Raw genomic sequence first — 24,660 nt, 5'->3', positions numbered from 1 at the left:
ATAATTTAAAGTATTTCCAGTGTACATGTCCTCTACGGATGCACATGAAAGCCAATCGGAGCGGGCTTATGACTATTCGTTACAATCAACTGCTGGAGTTTCGTTATACCACTCGACTCCTTCCATGAACTTGCACTCCATCTCCTCCATTGGCATTAATAGTTCCTGCCTTATACCTGCATTCACGTGTAACATTATAGGAAAACTAAATTCAGCCGCTTAAGTTAATGGTTTTCTATTTTAACCGCACTAAGAGCAGTTAGAATGGGCCAATCGCTTTTTCCCTCAAATTCGACTTTATTTTTCGACCATAAATAATCTTAGTTTTGAATAAAAGAATATTCTGATAATTAAATCTTCTGTTTAAACGCAGCGACCGCCGCGAACCCGCCGCGAACGCAGCGCCTGCCTGCCGAAGCTTCAGCATAGGTAGGTTTAAGTTTGGAATCGTTACTGCTCTGGAAGGGTTTTAACCACTCAAATAACCATCATTTTCAAAAGCTGCGTAATGTTTTCTGCTTAGCCGTCTGTGTACTATTATTCCCTTTGGAATTCGAAGATTTAGCGAAATAGTCTCCGTTAAACGCCGGCCTCCCTGTTCCTTTATTTCATTTGAGGTCACATTTTGTGACCTCAAGTTAATCCATTCATTATCTGATAATTGGAACATGAAATCAGGTGGAAACCGATCCGGGTTCCGCTTCACTGCCTGATTCAGGGATTTGGTTGAAACCCCATACAATTTGGCCAGATAATCATCCAGTAACACGTTTCTTCCGCGGATCAGATAGATATGTGCTGATAAGTCCTGCGGTGCAATAGATATCATCGTATTCATAGCAGCAAAAATAAGTCGGTTCAACGGTTGAACTACTCTAATAAACATGTACAGTCGAATACAAATGTTTATCAAATTTCTGCCGCTTCTATCGCTGCTAATTTTCTAAATAACAATCCTTTCAAAAAATCAGAAAGAAATCGACAAATTCCTCCGTAACTTTATATCCCCTTACGTGTTAAATCCATATGACCTCTTCGCTCTTCCCGCGATTATTCACCCCGGTTTATGCTGCTGCCCTCCTTTCGGTTGTGTTGATGCAGGGATTATTATGGGTCACTGACAGCATCTCCGTTAAAATTACTAAAATTCCTAAGCGCGATCGGATGGATCTCGCCATGCGGCATGAATTTGATCTCACCCGCGATCCGGCCACGATGAGTATTCCGAGGGAACGCTTATGGAACGCCATCAATTATGCTGAACAGCTACGGGCGGCTAGTCAGGTGGGCAAGGTAGCAGGGGCTTTAAGTATCAACTGGACAGAACGCGGTCCATCTAACGTTGGTGGACGTACGCGAGCGATCATGGTGGATCTGAATGACCCCACTTACAAAACGGTTTTTTCGGCCGGAGTGGGCGGCGGACTCTGGAAGACCAGTGACATCACTGTAGCAGCACCGGTATGGACACCCGTCAATGATTTATTCTCCAACATTGCTATTACTGCACTTTGTCAGCATCCAACAACGCGGAATATTATTTATTTTGGAACGGGCGAAGGATGGTTCAACGCGGATGCTATTCGCGGCGATGGCATCTGGAAGAGTACGGATGGAGGTCTCACTTTTACACAGCTTGCAGCTACTGCCGGGTTAGCCAATTTCCGATATGTAAACAGAATGATTATTCACCCTCCCACGGGAGATGTTTATGCGGCCACCAATGGCGGACTCTTTCGTTCTCAAAACGGAGGCACGACCTGGACCGAAGTGCTGGGTAACGGCAACGGCTCTACGGTGGATTTCATAGGAGATGTGGATCTGGCAGCAGACAATGCCATCATCGCGGCTACAGGATCCATTTTCAGTGGTGCGGATGGTGTGTACCGGTCACCTAACGGTAATGCAGGTACGTTTACAAAACTCAACACCGGCGCCAATGGCTTTCCGACAACGGGTTTTGAAAGAATTGAAATTGCAGCTGCTCCGTCGAATGCCGCTGTCATCTATGCGCTTACTATGAGTGCTGCTACTTACGGTGTAGGAGGAATTTATAAAACCACCAACTCCGGAACGACCTGGACCAGTTGCACCCTTCCTACCGACGCGGATCCCGGAATAGCCGGCGAATTTACGAGAGGTCAGGCCTGGTATGATCTTACTATTGGTGTAGATCCCAATGATCCCAACACGGTGTTAGTAGGTGGCATTGACCTATTCAAAAGCACCAATAGTGGTACTACCTGGACTCAACTTTGTCATTGGTACGGTGGATTCGGATACCAGAATGTACATGCGGATCAACACGCCATCGTCTTTCAACCCGGATCTTCCAATGTCATTTATTTTGGCAATGATGGAGGGATCTATCGCACTGCGAATGCCGGAACCACCATTGATTTCAAATCCTACAATTACAACATCACCCAATACTATGCCTGTGCCATGAATCCTGCAATAGGCTCCAATCAATTCATGGCCGGAGCGCAGGACAATGGTACGCAGCAATACAGTGTACCGGGCATCAACACTACCATCGAAGTGACCGGTGGAGATGGTGCCTATTGCCATATTGATCAAAGTGATCCCAACTATCAGTTCTCCTCCTATGTTTACAACAACATCTACAGAAGTACGGATGGAGGAGGATCCTTCGCTTCCATTCGCGCGAACAACAATGGATCTTTCATCAATCCCAGTGATTTTGATGATACCAACAATAACTTCTACGCATCCTACACGGGCGGAAATTATACCCGCTTGCTCAATGCCCATACTTCCACTACCTGGACAAATGTCGCTATAGCCGCCTTCAATGCCGGACGAGTGACTGCAGTAAAAGTAGCTCCGGTTACGGCGCATCGTGTTTTCTTCGGACTCAACAACGGAAGAGTAGTTCGGGTGGACAATGCCAATGCCGCCACACCAACAGCCACACATATTAATGCCGGAGCAGGTATGCCCACATCAGCATCCATCTCCTGCATAGAAGTGGAAAAGGATGATGACAATCATTTGCTGGTCACCTATAGCAATTATGGTGTGAACAGTGTTTGGGAAACGAAGAACGGAGGAACAACCTGGACATCGGTAGAAGGGAATCTACCGGATATGCCTATCCGCTGGTCACTTTTCAATCCATCTGACAGCTCTGAAGCTTTACTGGCTACAGAAGTAGGCATCTGGAGCACCGACGAATTAAATGGCGGAGCGACGGTTTGGGGACCTTCCAACAGCGGTCTGGCCAATGTACGCACCGACATGCTGCAATTGCGCAGTTCTGACAATATGATCATTGCGGCTACTCATGGCCGTGGGTTGTATTCCACGGATCATTTCTCGCCGGCCCGTGCGGATTTCAGTGCCGACCGTTTTGTCATCTATACCGGTAAAGGCATCCAATTCACAAATGGTTCTGTAAAAGCTACATCGTGGGCGTGGAATTTCGGAGATGGGTTCACTTCCATCCTATCGAATCCGGTGCATACTTACAATACACCCGGCGTATATACGGTGAGTCTGAGCATCAATGGAGGTGGAGGAGCACTGACAAATACTAAAACCGCCTATATAACGGTACTGCCTAACCGCGGAACACCTTATACGATTGCGGCCGGAGGAAACTTCGACACCAATCCCAATGATTTTGCCGGAGATTATACAGGAGGCACCCGCTGGCAGAGAGGAAACAGCGCTGTAGCAGGTAAGAACAGCACCCGTAGCGGAAGTTCAGCATGGGTGACGAATCTTACCGGCAACTATACTGATAATGCCTATTGCAATTTATATACACCCAATTACAACTTCTCAGCAGCCGGAACATATACACTTAATTTTTACCGGAAAAATAGTTTTGAAATTGCCTACGATGGATTCCGTGTTGAATATTCGCTGAACAAAGGAGATAGCTGGACGATCCTTGGAACTACCGGTGCAGGCTGGTATGATTTTGCCAATGGCGGAGGAGGCACTGCATTCCCTGTTGGTGAACCCTTCTTCAACTCCACGCAAAGTGCATTTACACTGGCCACGCGCAATGTATCTTTTCTGGCAGGGAATCCCAATGTTGCATTTCGTTTTGTATTTCGTTCAGATGGAGTGGTGACTACACCGGGTGTTGCCCTGGATGACTTTGAAATCATCGGACCTTCCAATATTCCTTTGCCCGTGACGATGGGTTCCTTTACCGGAAAGGCCGAAGAAACAACGAACTTATTGGAGTGGACCACTCTCAGTGAGCTAAACAATGATGGCTTCTTTGTCCAGCGGTCTGCTGAGGGAAATCAATTTGAAGAAATCGGATTTACCAAAGGAATAGGAAACAGCACACTCGCCAACAATTATGTGTTCCGGGATGAAAATCCTTTGCAGCAGTTATTGAGCTATTATCGTTTGCGACAGATAGACTATAACGGCGCCGAAAAATATTCAAAAACCATTGCCATCAAGCGCGGAAATGAAGGAAGCGGAAGTATCCTCGTTTTCCCTATGCCTTTCAAAGATCATATCAACATTCTCTTCCGCTCGGAAAAAAACCATATCGCTAACTTAAAAATCTATAATCTCAAAGGACAGGTCGTTTATGAGCAGCAGATCATTACTGAAAGTGCTTTATTCCGACTACCATTGGAGCGCGATAAATTTGAGTCCGGAGTCTATTTACTCAGCATTGAAGAAGCTGGTGTTGTTTACAGTACGAAACTGATTCGCTCCTCCACCAATTAGCGTCTTTTCTTAGAATGCTTTGAGCTCTTTCCTCTTCCGGAGCCTCCTGATTTCGATTTACCCGATTTCGAGCCAAAGCCACCGGAAGGTGCTGATCGGAAACCACCTGAGGGACGAAAACCTTCCTTGCCCGGTCTTGTCTTTCCAAAATCTTCAGCGAGAATAAAATCAATTTGCTTCTTCATTAAGTCAGCGGATTTCAAACGCACTTTGAGCAGATCGCCGAGCTGATAGGTCTTCTTTGTTTTATGTCCGATGAGGCAATACTGCTCTTCATTCAACTCGTAAAAATCATCCGTCAGATCCCGTATACGCAAGAGTCCTTCACATTTACTCTCTACCACTTCAATATACAAGCCCCATTCCGTCACTCCGGAAATCATTCCGTTAAACACTTCATCCTTCCTGTCGAGGAGATATTGCACCTGCTTATATTTCACTGAAGCACGTTCTGCTTCTGAAGCTTTAATTTCCATATCCGTGCTATGCTTGCAGGCGGATTCAATCTCATCGGCATCCATCGGCTTTCCGCCTTTGAGATAATGATCCAGCAGGCGATGCACGATCACATCCGGATAACGACGAATAGGAGATGTAAAATGCGTATAGAAATCAAAAGCGAGACCATAGTGACCAATATTATCTGTAGTATACACTGCCTTCGACATGGTTCTGATCGCGAGTTGCTCGAGGACATTCTGCTCCCGTTTCCCTTTCACATCCTTCATCAGTTTGTTGAGGGAATGCGCAATATCCTTCTCCGATTTTGTATTGATCTTATATCCGAAACGTGCGGCGAACAAAGAAAATCCTTCCAGCTTATCGGTCACGGGTGTATCATGAATACGGTAAACGAACGGCAATTCCTTGCCCTGCTTCAATGATAAATTTTTCCCGATAAACTCAGCCACTTTACGATTCGCCAGCAGCATAAACTCTTCAATCAACTTATTACTATCCTTATTTTCCTTCAGAAAAACATCCACCGGATGTGCGCGCTCATCGAGTCGGAACTTCACTTCCACTCTGTCAAAAGTAATGGCGCCATTCGCAAAACGATTCTTTCGCAGCTGTTGCGCAATTTTATGCAGGCGGAGAATATACTCCTTCATATCCCCCTCTCCTGTCTCGATCACTTCTTGCGCTTCTTCATAACTAAAGCGACGTTGTGAATGGATAATCGTCCGGCCAAACCATTCGCTGAACAATTCACCGCGATCATTGATTTCAAAAACGGCGGAGTAACATAATTTATCTTCACCGGGGCGCAATGAGCATACCATATTACTCAGTTTTTCCGGCAGCATCGGAATCACCCGGTCCACGAGATAGACGGAGGTTGCGCGGCTATAGGCTTCTTCATCGAGGTGCGAATCCCGTTTAATATAATGCGAGACATCGGCAATATGCACACCCACTTCCAGGTGACCATTTTCCAGCACCTGCACAGAGAGGGCATCATCAAAATCCTTGGCATCCACCGGATCGATGGTAAACGTAGGGACTTTTCTGAAGTCGCGGCGGGCGGAGATTTCCTTACGGGAGATGGTCTCCGGAATTTCATCTGCTTCCTTCTCCACGATCGCCGGAAATTGCAATGGAAAACCATATTCGACGAGGATGGCATCCATTTCCACATTATTATCTCCCGGCACGCCGAGCACTTTAATAATTTCTCCCTGCGGGTTCTTCGCTTCTACCGGCCAATTGGTAATCCGGGCCACCGCTTTCTCCCCGTTGACCGCGCCATTCAGTGCCGAGAGCGGAATAAAAATATCGACACCATTACGGGCACCTTCTGAAGCAAGGAAGGCGAACTTTCCACTCACCTGAACTGTACCGACAAACTCATTCTTCGCCCGTTCGAGCACTTCCACCACTTCCCCTTCCTGGCGTTTTCCCGGACGTGAGGCAAATAAATTCACTTTCACTTTATCACCGTTAAGTGCATTTAGTGTATTGGATCGATCGATAAAAATATCCTCTTCAAAATCGGCATTCATCACGTAGGCATTACCGTTAGATGTCATATCGAGAACACCTTCAATAAAATGCGACTGCGGCCATAACTTATACTTACCACGATCCACTTCCTGAATATCTTCATTGATGGACATGCTCTCCAGCGTTGCGATCAGCGCGGTTCTCAATTGTTGTTCATCCATCAACTCCAGAAGTTCCTTCGCATTCTCAAAAAAGGGTTCCTGATTTAATTTTTTAATAACCTGTTTATAATTATAGGCTTTATAGGGATGTTCTTTAAAAATATCCAGGAGGAGTTTCTTCAGAAGGGCTCCATGATCAGCAGTAGACTTTTTCTTTGCCATATTACAGGCGAAGGTAATATGGTTTTCTGAAGAAATGAATCCATTTTAATAAAGAAATTGACATTAATTTAATGTTAGGAGAAACCGGGCATCCTGCCGGGAGAAATTCGCCCACCACTTGTCAGGCCTATCTTGTAATTACCCTAATAAGAGCGAAAAAAGTTTTAATGCTTCAATCCTTTCCTTCATTATACGATTCATTCTTCCACCGTAAAAACCGCTTTTCCGAGGCTGCCATTCACTGGAGGATTAAATTTGGTAATGGAAACCTTGCATTGAGCAACGGCCGGAAACGCAGCGCGCAGGTGTTTCAACAATCGGGCAGCCACATGCTCAATCAGGTTAGAGCGAATCGCCATTTGCTCCCTTACAATACGATGCACGATAACATAATCCACCGCTTTCGACAAATCGTCGTTGGACATGGCGGCGCTGAAATCCCCTCTAAAGGACACATCTACAGCAAACAGAGATCCGATCTTCGCTTCCTCCGGGAGACAACCGTGATAGGCATGTACTTCAATATTTTTGATGTCCAGTTGTTGCATTGGGCAAAGATATTTTTAATCCGGAAACTCTAAATTCGATTTTCAACAAAATTTAGTCTTATTGGCTTTACCTGGAAGAAAAATATACATTGCGTTTTACCATTTTCCTTTTGATCCACTTTTCCAATTCCACAGCATGAAACACCACTGCCGACATCCCGATGCAGATCAACAACTCCTTCAAGGTCAGTGGTTGTGTTTTAAAAATTTCATTGGCGAAAGGCAGGTAAATGATCATCATCTGTAACACCACAGTAATCGCAATAGCACCGATCAACATTCTATTGGAAAAAATTCCCTGCATATACAAAAAGGTTTTATCGCTTCTGATGGCCAATACATGTCCCAGTTGAGATAAAGACAAAATTGTAAAAACCATCGTTTGCCAATGCGCCAATTGATTTGTTACTGCCCATTGCTGCGTAGCCAGCGTCACCCCGGCCATTAATAATCCCACCCAGAGAATATGAAAGGAAACACCTCCGGAGAAGAGGCTCTCATCACTTTTAGACGGAGGTCGGCGCATGACATCCTCTTCGGCTTTCTCATTCGCCAATGCGAGTCCGGGAAGACCATCTGTCACCAGGTTGATCCATAAAATATGAATCGGAAGCAGCGGTATAGGTAATCCTGCCAGAGGAGCGAGGAAGATGGTCCATATTTCCGCGCCATTACAGGTCATAATATATTTCACAAACTTCCGGATATTATCATAGATCCTTCGCCCTTCCCGCACGGCCTTCACGATAGTGGCAAAATTATCATCCAGTAATATCATATCTGCCGCTTCCTTACTTACATCGGTGCCGTTGATCCCCATGGCCACACCAATATCGGCAGCTCTCAGGGAGGGCGCATCATTTACACCATCACCGGTCATCGATACCGAATGCCCTTTTGACTGCAATGCTTTTACAATACGAATTTTCTGCTCCGGACTCACTCGTGCATACACAGAGATATGTTCTACTTTCTCCTGCAAGTCATCTTCTGACATCTGCTCCAACTCCACGCCGGATACACAATATCCCTTCCCATTCCAGATACCTACTTCCTTCGCAATGGACAGGGCTGTGGCAGGATGATCACCGGTAATCATGACGGGTTTAATGCCGGCCGTTATACACTCTTCGATGGCGGCCTTCGCTTCCGGTCGGGGAGGATCAATCATTCCGGCAAGACCGGTAAAAACAAGATCCTTCTCCAATGTTTCAATAGAAATCGTATCAGGGAGAACGTCGATATACTTATACGCAAATGCCAGTACGCGCAACCCCTTCGCTGCCCATTCTTCATTTAGCGAAAACAATTTCTCTGCATTCTTCTGATCAGCCAGACAACGGGCAATGGATTCGATAGCGCCTTTTGTAAACACCACATAGCGATCCTTGAAGACATGCACGGAGGACATACACTTTCTATCTGCATCGAAGGGCAATTCAGCAACACGCGGAAACGAAGCTGAAAGTACATTGAAAGTATTTCTTCCATTTTCTTCCATCACATACTCCACCAATGCCAGCTCTGTTGAATCGCCTATTGCCTCCTCGCCTTTAGAAAATCTCACATCATGATTCAATGCCATGGACATCCGAAGTGGCGATAATGGGAAATGAGAATCAGCAGTCGGTTCTTCCTGCACCTGCACCACCTTCATTTTATTCATCGTCAGGGTACCGGTTTTATCAGAGCAGATAAATGAAACTGATCCGAGTGCTTCCACGGCCGGGAGTTTTCGAATCAACGCGTTTTGTTGAACCAGATGCTTCGCTCCCAAGGCAAGCGCGATGGTAATCAACGCCGGCAGGGCTTCCGGAATAGCAGCTACAGCAAGGCTGATCGAAAGCAGCAACATATTCAAGGGCTCTTCCCCTCTGAGCAAGCCCACACCAAAAAGAATAATACAGATACCAAGAATAATCAGCGACAACCGTTTACCGAAATCCGCCATTCTGCGCTGGAGAGGTGTTGACATTTCCCCCTCCTGTAACAAGCGGGCGATCTTTCCTATTTCCGTATTCATGCCGGTGGCAACCACCACAGCAAGTCCACGACCATTGGTCACCAATGTACTTTTATAGGCCATGTTCAACCGGTCACCGAGCGGAATATTCTCTCCTTCTATTTTCTCTGAAGATTTATCCACAGCAAGCGCTTCGCCTGTAAGCGCCGACTCATCGATACGCAGGCTATGTGCTTCCAGAATACGGAGATCAGCGGGGACGGCATTTCCGGCATCCAGCAAAACCACATCACCAATAACGAGATCAGCCGCCGGCAATTTTACCACGGTTCCCTCCCGCTGAACGGTGGCCTGAATAGCAGCCATCTTCTTCAGCATCTGCATCGCTTTCTCTGCACGATATTCTTGTACAAATCCGATAATAGCATTGAGCAATACAATGATTAAAATAATCAAGGTATCCGTCATTTCTCCGATGACACCTGAGATGATTGCTGCGAAGAGCAATGCCAGAATCATAAAATCTTTGAACTGTGCAAGAAAAATCATCAACGGCGACTTTCGTTTCTTCTCCTCCAATTCATTGGGACCATTTGTTTCCAGCCTCAAGGCAGCTTCCTCGCCGGATAGTCCTTTTGTGGCAGATCGGACTTCTTCTAAAATATCTTCAAAAGCATTAGCGTGCCAATTCATATGATCATTGTTTCAAATTGCTGATGGAGGTGAAGTATACACTTCCTACAAAAATAAGCAAGTTCGCTTCACTTTAACTGAAAAAGGTTGCTAATAAATTCCCTCCTATCCTCTAAAATATTTATTTTTCTTTAATATCTTCGTTGCAATACCAAGGCCACCCTATGTTATTTAAGTTCAAAATACGAGCATGCCTTAAATTTCTCCATTAATTCTATGACTGCTGTTTTAATTTTACTCCTGCTTATCCTCCTCAATGGTCTCTTTTCCATGTCTGAAATTGCGATGGTCACTTCCAGAAAGGCGCGACTGGAGATCAAAGCCTCGAAAGGAGACAGGTCAGCCAAATTGGCTTTGCGCTTCGCGGAGAAACCGGGAAAATTCCTCTCGACTGTACAGATTGGCATTACACTCATTGGCTTATTAACCGGTATTTACAGTGGACAACAGATCGAGTCAGATGTGGAGTATTATCTCAACCAATTTGAAAGTATACGGCCATATAGTCAGACACTCGCTATTGCGCTCATTTTAATTTCACTTACTTATTTTTCATTGGTTTTAGGTGAACTTGTTCCCAAACGCATTGGATTATCCAAACCGGAACGGGTATCTACCGTTATGGCCTATCCGATGTATTTTATCTCAATTATAATGGCACCCTTTATATGGCTGCTCACCATATCCACAGATTTCCTTTTAAAAATACTTGGATTAAAGACAAATGCCAAAAACCTGGTGACAGAGCAGGAAATAAATGCATTGATACGCGAAGGCACTGCTTCCGGTACGGTACAGGGCATTGAACAGGATATTGTGGAAAACGTATTTTACCTCGGGGATCGCAGTGTGAAAAACCTAATGACACAACGACTGGACATTGACTGGCTCAACACCCGACATTCACCGGAGGTAATTAAACAAAATATTATTAAATCGACGCATGAATCCTTTCCGGTATGCAACAGTGAACTGGATCATATACTCGGTATCGTACACTCAAAAGATATGTTAAATGATCTTCTGGAAGAAAAGCCCTTCTCTCTTGAAAAACACATGCAACCGGCTATCTTTCTGACGGAAAACACAAAGGCATATATTGCGTTAGAGAAATTAAGATCTTCGCGACAAAATGCAGCGATAGTTGTAGATGAATTCGGGGATGTGCGCGGTATACTTACACTGAACGATTTGATGGACGCTTTGGTGGGGGATTTAACACAACAATTGCATGATAAGAAGGAAATCATTCCCCGCGAAGATGGTTCATTTCTTATCGATGCGTCGCTTCCTCTTCCTGAATTCATCCGCTACTTTGAAATAGTTACGGATGAAAATGATGACCTCGCCCATATCAATACTGTTGGCGGTCTTGCTTTTCATTTTGCAAATAACATTCCCACTACCGGTTATATTTTTCAATGGAAGAATTTCAATTTTGAGATTATTGATATGGATAAAAGAAGAATTGATAAAATTCTGGTTCGACGAACAGAAGATATGCCGAAAATATCATGAGTTACTTTTTAATCATCACTACAATCAAGAACGCTCTCAAAGAAGTTGCTGCAAGAAAATAAAGTTATGCCGGAAAATAATTTCAACATTTTAGGATTGACGGAAATTCAGGTAAATGAGTCGAGGAAAAAATTCGGTGCAAACAAATTAGAATACAAAAAAGAGAACGGTTTTATTGATGCCGTCAAGCGCGTGGTGACAGAACCTATGGTGCTGTTATTACCTCTTCACCGCAGCTAACTGCAAGGTTATTCGAGAGGGGAAAACTATAGAGATTAAAAGTGAGGAGTTAGTTGTTGGAGATCATCTGATTGTGGAAGAAGGCATTTCTATTCCGGCGGATGGACTCATCATTCATTCCAATGATTTTTCAGTAAACGAATCCTTGCTCACGGGGAATCGCTCTCTGTTTACAAGGATAAAAACCATAGTGATCCTTCTGTCTACAGCGGAACCACCGTGAACAGCGGACTTGCCATTGCGAAAGTGACAGCGATTGGCAATACCACCAAACTGGGTAAAATCGGGAAAAGTCTCGAAGGAATCAAAGAAACAAAAACCCCTTTGGAATCACAGATCAGTTATTTTGTAAAAATAATGGTTGGTTTTGGTGCCATAATTTTTGGGATCGTATGGGGCATCAACTACTCCAATTCCGGAAGTTTCACCGATAGTTTACTTCAGGCACTTACATTGGCCATGAGTATTCTTCCTGAAGAAATTCCTGTTGCATTCACCACCTTCATGGCCTTGGGTGCATGGCGGTTAATGCATCTGGGCATAGTAGTAAAACAAATGAAGACGGTGGAAACACTCGGGAGTGCTACAGTTATTTGTACGGACAAGACCGGCACCATCACGGAAAACAGCATGAGTCTGGCAAAAATATTTTCTCTTGCCTCCCATCGCATCATTGAACCTTCAGCAGAATTGAACGAGACAGAAAGCGAACTGATCCGTATGGCGATGTGGGCCAGCGAACCTATTCCCTTTGATCCGATGGAGCAGGCAATTCATGAAACGTACGCAAAGCAAACGACGAATGATGAACGCGTACATTACAAACTCATTCATGAATATCCACTGGGCGGAATTCCCCCAATGATGACACATGTATTTCAGGATGAGAATGGCAACAGAATCATCGCAGCCAAAGGCGCTCCGGAGGCTATCCTGAATGTATCCTCTTTGTCGGAAGAAGAAAATAATGAAATACAAAGTAATATTCAAACGCTAGCTGAACAGGGCTATCGGGTACTCGCTGTTGGAGAAACAAAATTCCAGGGCGAAAATTATCCAAACATACAAGAAGAATTCAAATTTGATTTTCACGGACTCATTGCCTTTTACGATCCTCCCAAAAAGAACATGCAAGAGGTATTACAGACCTTTTACACTGCCGGAATACTCGTTAAAATTGTAACCGGGGATAATGCACTAACAACGCAAGCCATTGCAAAGCAAATTGGATTCAGGGGTTTTGAAAAGAGCATGAGTGGCGACGAGCTGATGAAGTTAAATGATGAGGAGATCAACCTTGCAGCCATGCAGACTGCTATATTTACCCGGATGTATCCGGAGGCAAAGCTCAGGCTGATCAATGCGCTTAAGTCACAGGATCAAATTGTAGCCATGACGGGCGATGGGGTAAACGACGGGCCTGCATTAAAAGCTGCTCATATTGGTATCGCAATGGGGAAAAGAGGAACGGAGATTGCTAAACAAGCAGCCTCCTTGATTCTTGCTGATGATGATTTATCAAAGATGACAGAGGCGGTAGCCATGGGAAGGAAAATTTATTCCAATCTGAAGAAAGCTATTCAATATATTATATCCATCCATATACCCATTATTCTGACAGTATTTATCCCGCTTGCACTCGGCTGGAAGTATCCATTTATTTTTTCGCCTGTACATATTATATTTCTGGAGTTGATTATGGGTCCGACCTGTTCAATCATTTATGAAAACGAACCCATGGAAAAAAACACCATGCTGCAAGCTCCACGGCCGTACTCCAGCACGTTCTTTAATGGCAAGGAACTCTTCACGAGCATTCTTCAGGGTTTGGCGATTACGGCAGGAACATTAAGTATGTATCACTATGCAGTAGCTCAAAATTTCAATGAAGAAATAACACGCACCATGGTCTTTACGACATTGATCACTGCCAATATTTTCCTGACACTCGTAAACAGATCATTTTTCTTCTCCATTTTCAGTACACTCCGATACAAAAACAATCTGGTTCCACTTATTATTTTTAGCACGGTTGTAATCACCGCATGCTTACTTTTCATTCCTCCATTGACCACTTTTTTTTCATTTGCACTTTTAACTTCGTGGCAATTGAGCATTAGTGTAGCAGGTGGCTTTCTTTGTGTGATATGGTATGAGGGTATAAAATATTTTAAAAGGAAAAAACAGGAATAGATATGAAGCTTTTTTCCTGACTGTTATGAAACTGAATTACATTTGATTACTTTAGCAGCCACTTGGCCTATTGACTGATTCTTATGAAAAACAAGATTTCTTATCAACGCTTCTTTTCATTGTTACGGCAATCTCTTAAGGGAGATGAATATGATTATACCAGCGGAAGTTTAAGAGTGGCTGTCTTTTTATTATCAGTACCCATGATGTTGGAAATGTGTCTGGAAAGTGTTTTTGCTGTGGTAGACATTTTCTTTGTGAATAAATTGGGGCCTCATGCAGTAAGTGTAGTTGGTTTAACAGAAGCGACCATTACCCTGGTTTATTCTGTGGCGATTGGATTAAGTGCAGCGGCAACGGCTTTGGTGGCACGAAGAGTAGGAGAAAAAAATCCGGAAGGCGCATCAAAGGCTGCAGTACAATCGCTCCTTGTATCGGGAGTACTAATAGCCATTATGAGTTGCTTTGGTTATATCTATGCCAGAGAAATACTGGAAATCATGGGCGCAGAACCCGAGGCGGTAAATATGGGCGTCAACTATACACGTATCATGTTAGGCGGATCGGCAGTAGTTGTTTTGCTCTTTCTTATCAATGGAATTTTTCGCGGTGCAGGGAATGCTTCTGTTGCGATGCGGAGTTTATGGCTGGGAAATATATGTAATATTATACTTTGTCCTGTGCTAATAAATGGCTATGGTCCCTTTCCGGAGATGGGAGTCACGGGTGCGGCGGTGGCAACAGTTTGCGGACGAGGCATAGGCGTACTCTATCAGCTTTATCAGCTCTTTTTTGTAAAACACGATATGATAAAAGTACACCGGCAAAGATGGTGGCCAGATAGAAAAGTAATTTCTTCTCTTCTTTCCATATCTCTCCCTGCGACTACGCAATTCATCATTCAATCGGCGAGCTGGATTTTTCTTGCTGCTATTGTGGCAATGAGTGGAAGTGATGCGAGTGCGGGATATCAAACAGCCATTCGACTCATCATCTTCTTTATACTCCCGGCATGGGGTATGAGCAATGCTGCTGCTACTCTAGTTGGGCAAAATCTGGGTGCCAATCAACCCGAAAGGGCTGAAATATCCGTTCGCACCATTGCCCGATACAATGTGGTATTTATGGCAGGTGTGATGTTGTTCTTCATTGTTCTTGCTGATCCGCTCATCAGTTTCTTTATCCCCGAACATCATCCGGCAGAGCATACCTATGCTGTACAAGCCCTTCGTATAATCAGTTTGGGTTATGTACTTTATGGTATAGCCATGGTCCTTATGCAAGCCTTTAACGGTGCCGGAGATACGAAAACGCCTACTTATATCAGCTTTGTCGGATTCTGGCTTTTGCAAATTCCATTGGCCTATCTGCTGGCCATTACCGGCGGCATGGGACCACTGGGTGTATTCATCGCCATACCCTCCTCGGAAGCCTTCGTAGCATTTTTATACATTTGGTTTTACAGAAAAGGGAAATGGAAGGAAGTTAAAGTTTAAACATGGATGAGAGTTTTGTGATAGTTCTATTGAATCATGTCTTCCTGGTTTACACCTCCTCCTGATTTTTCTGTGGGTATTGAAAGAAAATGGTCAGAGTTGATGCTGCCGGGTAATGATCAGGACTACTCTTTTAATGGAAATTATCAAATCTGAAACAATCGTAAACATCGACATGTACTTTAACAATTGATATTCAATATCCTGTTTCTCAGTACATCTCTATTCACTCCCCTATAAAAACCACTTCGTTATCAAAGGAATTGTAGAATAGCATTACCTTTATCCTGAATTTCTATCTCCTCAATTGCTGATAGATACATGAAACATTCAGCATACGATCATCGGACTCATGAACATCTTAAAACTATCACACTTCTTAATTATCAGTGCCTGTATTCTATTCACTTCCTGCGAGAAGGAATGCAGTGATACCATCAGCGAATCCTTTTTGGCAAGTAATTTCCACACGATAAAAGCGGGTGATGATCATCGTATCACATTAAAAGAGGCTTCCTCCTGGTCCGTAAAAGCAACGGGATGTGAGGAAGATATTAATGCATTAAAAGTATATGTGATAAATGGGGAATTATCTATCAGCTATCCGGACGACTATGAGGTGAATGAGTTGGTCAAATTTACGATCGGCGCACCCACCTTTTCCACTTTAATTTTAGAGGAGAAAGCGGCCTGCACTATCAATGGCTTTATTGATAGCACCGAACAACATACCTTTATTTTATCCGGTACTTCCAGTTGCTCCTACACCGGCAATGCTTCTTATCTGGATGTGACGCTATCAGGAAATTCCGACATGACGGTTGCGGGAATTATTCACCGTTCGGGCATATTCATTTCCGGAGAATCAACATATGACGCCAGAAACACCTCGGGAAATATCGCTGCTACAATTGATGCCAATAGCGAGTCAACGGGTTATGTTTTTGCACTTGACACATTGACGGCGGAAGCATCCGGAACGAGTAGAATCTATTATAAGGGTGATCCTACGGTGAAAAATTTTACGGAGATTGGTCAAGGGAAAATTCTTCCATTATAAATGACAGTGCACATTTTTTAATTCAGTACAGATGAATTGCGCTATCAGCGTAGGATTAAAACCCGGATGATAGTACCCTGCCCGGTCCATTTAAATCTTAATCAATGGTTTTGTTCGAAATTCAGCCACTTCTGCAATCACCAGTTCCAGATCTTTTTTATACGAAGATTGAAAAGTGGACCAGTCGTCCTTTTGGATATTAAACTCAATCAGTTTATTCCGAAGTGTTTTTTGTTTTATCTCAAGATTCTCTAACTTTTTCACTACCTGGTAATCAAAAGAACGTCGTCTTCCCTTAACACTTAGTTTATATTCTGCAATGATTTCTGATTGTTCTTTGATACTTTGTTCAGCTGCTACTTTGAACTCCTTCCATTCCAACATTTGTTTTGCTTTCACCGCCGCCGCCCGTTCAAATTCCAAGACCGCTTTAGCATCTGCAGCATCATTCCTTTGTTTTAGCCGGAGGTCCTCCAAATCATTTCCAAAATTACTGCATCCCATCAACAGCATTGTGCCTGCACTAACACTAATCAGCCAAGCCCAAATTAACAATAACTTTCTCATCACGTAATGTTTTATAACTGATTTCTATTCTATCTACCTTTCCACAAAATTGATCTGCAAACAAAGCACGACCCATACTCAGCTACTCGCAGGTTAAACATATCTTTACTTCATCCGCCTTTTAGTTCGGTACTAAATGCAGTTCATGTTTCACATTTCCTTCCATATAATAATACCAAAACTCTTTTTCCTCCAATTTTAGAATATAGAGGGTTCTTGAGGATTGACCATCATTCCCATCCAGGTTAATCCTTTCATCGTTGTGCGAAAAATTCCAGTTACCTGATCCACTTAATAAACCCCAGGAATAGGAATAGTCACCATCTTTAGAATATTTCTCCGAATAGCCGGATACCAATGAAGTGAAGTCGCCTCCATCCACTTTATAATTTTCCACATTCCATGTATTGGCTACTCTTTCCTTTCTGGATCGTAAACTTATGGAAGGACCATCTTCATATTTACCACAACTTTCTATGGAGGGTACTACCATTGCTCCAATCAATAGCAACATCAGCAATTTTACTGCATTTTTCATTTGTTATTTTACTTTATTTTAAGTTTCACTGTAAACAGCTACATGGTTCGTATCAGTTCTTAGTGTTCTGTCTTAATAAAGGGTGTAAAATTCCTTTTCTAATCCGCATCAAAGATGCACTTCGGGAAACACATAGTAATTACACAATTGCTTATATTATTTACATGTTTGCTACATTTTCAATGAATAATACGAAAATACGAAATACGAAACCTGTCTGTCGGCAGGTACGAAAATGCGAAATGCGAAATACGAAACCTGCCGGCATGCAGGTACGAAGGACGAAAAGGCGAAAGACGAAAAGGCGAAAAGGCGAAATATGCGGAAGCTTGCTTTTATCAGGAGGATTATATTATTTACTTCTATATGCTAAACTCTTTCAGGCCTACAGACTTCAACCGAGCAGCTTCTGTAGTTGAATACTTTTCTATAGTCAATCGTGCCATCAGATAACTCACCGTGGATTCAGCGCCCTGATTCAGATTTACATAATTTTCTTCTAGTCCATCGTAGCATCCACCTGTGCAAGGATTGTAGATAATCTGATGCAAGTGATTATTTCCTAAAAACCAATTAAATGATTTATGCATTTTGTAGAGATAGCCCTGCTCCTTGAAAGTTTGATAGAAATTGTCTAATGCAAGTATAGTATAGGCCACATCAATCGGTTGTTCACCACCCTTTTTTACCTGCAATACATCCGCCCCCTTTTGCAACCAAAGCTTATTTGAAACTACGCGGATTCGATCATCAAAGAAGGTTTTCGACAAAAGGAAATCGAATGAAGTCTTTGCAATATCCTTGTAAATCGGATCTCCGGTCGCTAACCATGCACATAATAAGGCTTCCGGCAAGATACTATTCGCATAAGTGAGATAACTCTCATACCAATTCCAATCCGGACCTGATTCATGACGGTACATTTGTACAAGTCTGTCAGCAAGTTGCTTTATAGAAAACAAATCGTTTATTGATTTTTGTTTTTTCGAACGATAGTACAATCCCTTTATTACAAAAGCCATTGCACGTGTGGAGTGAATTTTACTTACGTTTTGCATAGCCACGTCTAAAATTTCCATAGCGGTATCCACCTGCTTCTTAGGTAATATATCCTGTAGTGATATCAGGTAGCCCAACGCCCAAATGGCTCTACCATTAGAATCAGCGAGGTTTGTTGTCTCATTCTGATCGGTAAACCTACCATCCTCATCCACATAATTTTGAAAGTAGCCTTCAGGCAATAAACAATATTTGATAAAGTCCAGATAGATAGAAATATACTTCAAACTTACCGGTTGCCTGGTCAGCTCAAAATACTGACACATCGCAATCATGGCTCTGGCATTATCATCTAATGTATATCCCGTTGCCAAATCAGGTTGATTTATCTTCGAAAACTGAATCATTCCGAAGTGGGTGGTCAATCGTTTTATATGCTCTAAATTTACAACAGGAATAACAAATTCTGATTTGATTTTATTCCCTTCTAATTTTTCAAAAAGCTTTGTATGCGCAATGGCTATATTTTCCCATGCAGTTGCGGCCATTCTATGTAAGCCATTCGCCTTCATATTTTCTCTCCATTCCGTATTATCCAACAGACTATTCACCGCTTCTGATAGTTGTGAGGCGTTCTCAAAATCAAAACAGATACCGGCATCTTCTTTAAGCACTTCTCTGGCATGAGGAATTGGGGTAGATACTACAGGACAGCCACAACTAATAGCATATGCAAAGGTTCCACTGACCGCTTGATTCGGATCTTTTGAAGTAAATAAATAAACATCGGTGAGTTGAAGGTACTCCAACAGATCCGGAAGCGGTAAGAAACTATTTATAAATTTAACATGGTTTTGCAACTGCAGCTCCCGAACCATATTTTCCAGTTTGGTGCGATATGCTTCTCCCTCTCTTTTGAATAATTCAGGATGTGTTTTACCGATTATTAAAAAAAGTACATCGCCATGATTTTTTATTACCGCCGGCAACGCCTTTAGCGACGTTTCAATATTCTTTCCTGAACCCAGTAAGCCAAAAGTGCTTAAGACTTTCCTGCCGGCAAGATTTAATTTTATTTTCAATGTCTCTTTATCCGCATGTGGAACCAAATGTGTACCATGCGGAATTACTGTAATTTTCTCTTTGGCTGTATTATAATCCCTGATTAATATTTCTGCTGAAGAATTAGTCATCACTATAATTGATTGAGCAATACTTACAATTTTCTGAACATGTATCCTCCTTCTTTCATCAGGGCGAGGTAAGACTGTATGAAATACGACGACAACAGGCTTAACAATAGTATCAATAAATTCAGAAAAGTGTTCTTCATGTTTTGAATAAAACCCAAACTCATGTTGTATCAAGATCAAATTAATAGCTGTATCTCTATTAATTGCATGTGCCATCGGTAAATACTTATTTGAATCCCCTGTATTAAAAACGTACTTCACATCCTCACTATAATGATGCTGATGATTGTCAGCTTCCAATGCGCATACAGTCATTTTAAAGGAATCACCATACTTTTTTCTTATGGCGGTAATAAGGTCCTGGCTGTACGTGGCAATACCACATTCCCGGGGCCAATAAGAGGATACCATAAGGATTTCCGGTAATACCTTTTTCACTTCAGGAATACTCTCAGTGAAAAGCAATTCCTGTATGACATCCTGGAAAGAAGTATCTTCTGCAATCAATAGATCGTTATAGCTCATGTTTTCTTCTTAAATAATAATAATTCGTCTAACAACTCACTGATACTTACTGAAGCGCAGGCTATTTGTTCATCCGCTGCTCCATAATAAATATACAACGTGTCTTCTATTAAAACAGTACCTGTAGGAAAACAAACATTGTTCACTTCTCCTTTCAATTCCCAACTAAACTCCGGTTGAAACAGCGCATAAGGTAATCTGGAAATTTCTTTAAGCGGGTCTTCAAGATCCAAAAGGGCAGCACAAGCGGTATAGACATAGCCTTTAACAGTATCGTGAACACCATGGTAGATCAAGAGCCAGCCGTGATCCGTCTCAATTGGAGGACATCCGCCTCCGATATAACTTACTTCGTGTTCATGCTTTGGCTTTAGCACAATATGTTCGTCCAAATGTAAAAAATATTTTTGCCAGAAATCAGTATTGAGGTCGGACAGTTCATCCACACAAACCAGTTGGATATCGGGTCTTACTCTGTGCAGAAAATAGAACTTATCATTAATTTTTCTTGGAAAAAAAATAAGATTCTTTACCCATATAAAGATTTTCTTACCATCCTTTTCCTTCACTTGTTCATGTTCATTGTATCTAAGATATTTCTCATTGATCGCTCCTTTGGCCTCTGCGAGATGGCTAAATTCCTCATAGGTAAATTGTGGAGCAATAAGTCCAAGTTTATCGAAGTGCAACAAATCTTTAGATACAGCTAAAGCCCCAAGCGCATTTACGCCATCATAAGCTGTATAAGACATATAATACATATCCTCAATTTTAACTATCCGGGGATCTTCCACCCCATGCGATTCATAGTCAAACTGAGGATACAATACAGGTGTGTTACTACGTTCATTAATAACCAATGGACTAATCATATTACAATAACCGATACTGGAATAGTTTCCCTTTCTAACGGCTCTATAAAACAGGTGTATTAAACCGTCTTCCATAATAACGGCAGGATTTAAAACCCCATCGTGATCAAATCCTGTTGCTGACTTCGTAAGTATTACACCTTCCTTTTTAACATTTATCATAACATCCGGTGAGATCGTAATTTATTTCGTTATGTACTTGTTAGCCCTACATCAATATTGGCACTAACCAGAAGCATGATCTCTGCATACAAATATCCACTATTAAAATACCGGCAGGTTACACTATAATTATTTTAAGTTATAAAATTCACACTTATGGCTGCAAAATCATTCATTACACACTCTCTCCGTCATCATTTCATTTACTTCAATTCTATCCTATCAATACCGGTAAAAATTGGTATACTTTGATATACCTTGATATACCTTGATATACCTTGATATACCTTGATATAAATGGATATAATGGAGATAAATGGATATAAAGTGGTGAAAAGTGTGAATATTGTAAGAATAAGTTGAAATTATATAATATTAATTCGGTCTTTTAAACTCATCTTTGACATTGACACATTGAATATCATAATTCTGCGTTATCCTATGATCTTCAACATGCATCCGCCAACTTGACTGTGTTATTTTTAATTCTAAACTAATTTCCTTTATTAAACTGATTCTTTAATTCACTTTATGCTAAAAATAAACCGCCCTGTTTTCAAGACCATAATTGTAATCCTTTCATTACTCATTTTAATTATACTATTAATATCCCCTTTAACCAAATATGCAATTGAAAAATACGACGAAAAATATACCGGACGCAATATTACTTTAGACTGGGTTTATGTTAATCCATTCACCGGATATCTGAATGCGCATAACTTCAACATCCATGAGTTGGAAAGTGACAGTATTTTCCTTGAAACGAAAAATCTCAGCATAAATATTTCGCTTTTAAAATTATTTAATAACACCTTTGAAATCAGTGAACTTACATTAGTTCAACCGAAAGGTAATATTATACAAACCAAGAACACTTTCAACTTTACTGATATCATTAATAAATTCAGTAAAGCTGATTCCACTATAATAGACTCTCTTGCAAAAGATGGAATGAACTTCAATCTTCTCGATGTCGAAATTCAGGATGGGGAATTCCACTATTCAGATAGTTTGACTGCTGTCAGCTACTCCATAAATAAAGTAAATATAAAGAGCGATGGCTACAGGTGGGATAAAGATACAGTAGGTTTTAAATTTGACTTTTTGCGGGTATCGGGAGTGGGGATATGAAGGGTGATCTACGCATCAATATAAAGAAAAACACGTATCGTTTGGCCTTAGTGATTCATGAATTTACATTAGATATTATAGACCAGTATTTGAAAGACCTTACCAACTTTGGTAAATTCTCTGCCATCCTGAATGCTGATATTAAATCGCAAGGTGACTTTGAAGAACGAATCAATACAACATTATCCGGAAATATTTCTGTCCATGACTTTCATTTCGGTAAAGATTCATTGACTGATTACGCTTCCTTTGACCGTCTGGTGATAGCCATTCATGAATTAAGCCCTAAAAAACTTATCTTCTTCTATGACTCTATATCCTTAAATAAACCCTATTTTAAATACGAAAAATACGATAAGCTGGACAATATCCAAACCATTTTTGGAGAGGGTGGAAGTAATATTGATGCGGCAAAAGCAGACCCCGCAAAATTCAATCTTATTATAGAAATTGCCAACTACATAAAACTGATCTCACAGCGCTTCTTTCAGAGTCATTATAAAATTGACAGGCTTGCGCTTTATAACGGTGATATACGATATGTTGATTATTCATTAGGAGAACGTTTTAGTCTTGCCCTTGACCCTATCTCCATCATCTCCGATTCCATCGACAAAGATCACCGGCGTGTACAAATGGCCCTGTACTCCGGCATCAAGCCTCACGGTAATGTATCTGTAAATTTGAGTATCAATCCAAAAGACAGTGGTGAATTTGATTTAAACTTTAAATTTCAAAAGTTACCCCTTGCCGCTTTCAATCCCTACAGTAAAGCTTATACCTCGTCTCCTTTTGATCGGGGAAGTGTAGAGCTGAACGGCGACTGGAGCGTGCGACATGGCATCATCAAAAGTGAAAATCATTTAGTCATTATTGATCCCCGTCTAACAGACCGGGAGAAGGGTAAAGATACAAAGTGGTTACCATTACCACTAGTTATGGCTCTTGTAAGAGAAAATGGAAATGTAATTGATTACGAAATACCCATTAGTGGTGATTTAAAGAATCCCGTATTTCATCTACGGGATGCCTTATTTGATCTGCTTGAAAATATTTTTATCAAACCGGTGAATACTCCTTACAGGATGAAAATTAAAAAAGTAGAGACCACCATTGAAAATTCTCTAACAATGAAATGGGATATTTTAGAAGGGACAATAGGTTCAGATGAGCAAAAATTCGTTCAAAGAATGGCTGAATTTATGGAAGAGACACCCTCGGCATCCATAACCATTTATCCGGAAGAGTACAGTGAAAAGGAAAGGGAAAATATACTACTCTTTGAAGCCAGGAAAAAATACTATCTGACAAGGCAAAAAATAGAGCCTACTGCCCTGACTCCGGGAGATATCCGAAAAATTGAAAAAATGTCCATAAAAGACCCATCATTTGTTAACTATCTGGACAATATGGTAAAAGATTCCTTGCTATTTACGATACAGGATAAATGCAGAAGAATTATTCCGTCGTCCCTTATTAACACCCGAATATCGGAGTTAAGAAAGGAGCGTGAAGAAAATTTCAAATCCTATTTTAAAAATATCAAATCAAAAGAACGGTTAGTTTTTTCTAAGACCATCAGTACTGTACCTTTCAACGGATACTCCATTTATAAGATCGATTATAAGGGTGAGCTACCCGAATCGTTATTGAAAGCCTATAGGGAAATGAATATGCTTAATGCAGAATCACCGCGTAAACAATTCAAGGAAGAACGGGAAAGAAAGAGGAATAAAATATCTCTGAATTTTGATTAACCTTAATTCAGGGAAACAAAATAAGGCTTCTACATCCGAATGTGTGAATTATATAACATACTCAAAATGTTGTATAACACTTTCCGTGCACATTATTAATAAATTTGTAAGACAAGGTAGATCATTAGTATGAAACATATTTCATAATAT

General features: G+C 41.7%; 14 protein-coding genes and 1 pseudogene. 7 read left to right on the top strand and 8 right to left on the bottom strand.

Translation table 11 applies throughout. From position 1 onward, the window contains the following. Positions 1-469: 469 nt before the first annotated feature. Positions 470-829, bottom strand: a complete 360-nt coding sequence (locus IPJ86_14805; protein ID MBK7888492.1) for an ORF6N domain-containing protein — start codon at positions 827-829, stop codon at positions 470-472. 197 nt (positions 830-1,026) lie between these two features. Between IPJ86_14805 and IPJ86_14800 the strand changes: the two genes are divergently transcribed. Then, complete coding sequence (locus IPJ86_14800) at positions 1,027-4,725, top strand: T9SS type A sorting domain-containing protein (GenBank protein ID MBK7888491.1); 3,699 nt, start codon at positions 1,027-1,029, stop codon at positions 4,723-4,725. Here IPJ86_14800 and rnr read toward each other — a convergent pair. The 3 genes from rnr to IPJ86_14785 form a co-directional block, all read right to left on the bottom strand. Beyond that, positions 4,722-7,052 carry a ribonuclease R gene (gene rnr / locus IPJ86_14795; GenBank protein ID MBK7888490.1) on the bottom strand — a complete coding sequence of 777 codons (2,331 nt, stop codon included), beginning with the start codon at positions 7,050-7,052 and terminating at the stop codon, positions 4,722-4,724. The two genes, IPJ86_14800 and rnr, sit on opposite strands and share 4 nt — an antisense overlap. A 197-nt stretch (positions 7,053-7,249) precedes the next feature. Further along, positions 7,250-7,600, bottom strand: coding sequence for a dihydroneopterin aldolase (folB, locus tag IPJ86_14790; GenBank protein MBK7888489.1), 351 nt, complete (start codon positions 7,598-7,600; stop codon positions 7,250-7,252). A 67-nt stretch (positions 7,601-7,667) separates the two neighbouring features. After that, positions 7,668-10,256 carry a cation-translocating P-type ATPase gene (locus IPJ86_14785; protein ID MBK7888488.1) on the bottom strand — a complete coding sequence of 863 codons (2,589 nt, stop codon included), beginning with the start codon at positions 10,254-10,256 and terminating at the stop codon, positions 7,668-7,670. A 216-nt stretch (positions 10,257-10,472) separates the two neighbouring features. Between IPJ86_14785 and IPJ86_14780 the strand changes: the two genes are divergently transcribed. The 4 genes and pseudogenes from IPJ86_14780 to IPJ86_14765 all read left to right on the top strand — a co-directional run bounded on the left by IPJ86_14780 (position 10,473) and on the right by IPJ86_14765 (position 16,763). Then, complete coding sequence (locus IPJ86_14780) at positions 10,473-11,774, top strand: HlyC/CorC family transporter (GenBank protein MBK7888487.1); 1,302 nt, start codon at positions 10,473-10,475, stop codon at positions 11,772-11,774. 66 nt (positions 11,775-11,840) lie between these two features. Then, positions 11,841-14,207 (top strand): annotated as a pseudogene (locus IPJ86_14775) (cation-translocating P-type ATPase). Positions 14,208-14,290: 83 nt separating this feature from the next. Then, the gene (locus IPJ86_14770) at positions 14,291-15,703 is read left to right on the top strand and encodes an MATE family efflux transporter (protein MBK7888486.1); all 1,413 of its coding nucleotides are present in this window, start codon (positions 14,291-14,293) and stop codon (positions 15,701-15,703) included. Positions 15,704-16,055: 352 nt separating this feature from the next. Further along, complete coding sequence (locus tag IPJ86_14765) at positions 16,056-16,763, top strand: DUF2807 domain-containing protein (GenBank protein ID MBK7888485.1); 708 nt, start codon at positions 16,056-16,058, stop codon at positions 16,761-16,763. 90 nt (positions 16,764-16,853) lie between these two features. On the opposite strand, the gene IPJ86_14760 is transcribed toward IPJ86_14765, so the two are convergent. The 4 genes from IPJ86_14760 to IPJ86_14745 all read right to left on the bottom strand — a co-directional run bounded on the left by IPJ86_14760 (position 16,854) and on the right by IPJ86_14745 (position 21,619). Continuing rightward, on the bottom strand, positions 16,854-17,330 hold the full coding sequence (locus IPJ86_14760) for a hypothetical protein (GenBank protein ID MBK7888484.1): 477 nt from the start codon (positions 17,328-17,330) through the stop codon (positions 16,854-16,856). Positions 17,331-17,451: 121 nt separating this feature from the next. Then, complete coding sequence (locus IPJ86_14755) at positions 17,452-17,868, bottom strand: hypothetical protein (protein ID MBK7888483.1); 417 nt, start codon at positions 17,866-17,868, stop codon at positions 17,452-17,454. Between the two features lie 362 nt (positions 17,869-18,230). Continuing rightward, the gene (locus tag IPJ86_14750; GenBank protein ID MBK7888482.1) at positions 18,231-20,585 is read right to left on the bottom strand and encodes a glycosyltransferase; all 2,355 of its coding nucleotides are present in this window, start codon (positions 20,583-20,585) and stop codon (positions 18,231-18,233) included. Next, the gene (locus IPJ86_14745) at positions 20,582-21,619 is read right to left on the bottom strand and encodes a pesticidal protein Cry7Aa (protein MBK7888481.1); all 1,038 of its coding nucleotides are present in this window, start codon (positions 21,617-21,619) and stop codon (positions 20,582-20,584) included. Before IPJ86_14745 ends, IPJ86_14750 begins: the two co-directional genes overlap by 4 nt. 531 nt (positions 21,620-22,150) lie before the next feature. Here IPJ86_14745 and IPJ86_14740 point away from each other — a divergent pair. Beyond that, positions 22,151-22,753, top strand: coding sequence for a hypothetical protein (locus IPJ86_14740; GenBank protein ID MBK7888480.1), 603 nt, complete (start codon positions 22,151-22,153; stop codon positions 22,751-22,753). Next, positions 22,750-24,510 (top strand): DUF748 domain-containing protein, encoded by a 1,761-nt coding sequence (locus IPJ86_14735; protein MBK7888479.1) that lies wholly within the window; start codon positions 22,750-22,752, stop codon positions 24,508-24,510. Before IPJ86_14740 ends, IPJ86_14735 begins: the two co-directional genes overlap by 4 nt. Positions 24,511-24,660: the final 150 nt, after the last annotated feature.

The organism is Bacteroidota bacterium (assembly GCA_016713925.1).
In the GTDB taxonomy this organism is placed as follows: Bacteria; Bacteroidota; Bacteroidia; order AKYH767-A; family OLB10; genus JAJTFW01.
The sequence above is the reverse complement of the archived record's forward strand: the minus strand, read 5'-3'. Positions and strand labels throughout refer to the sequence as shown.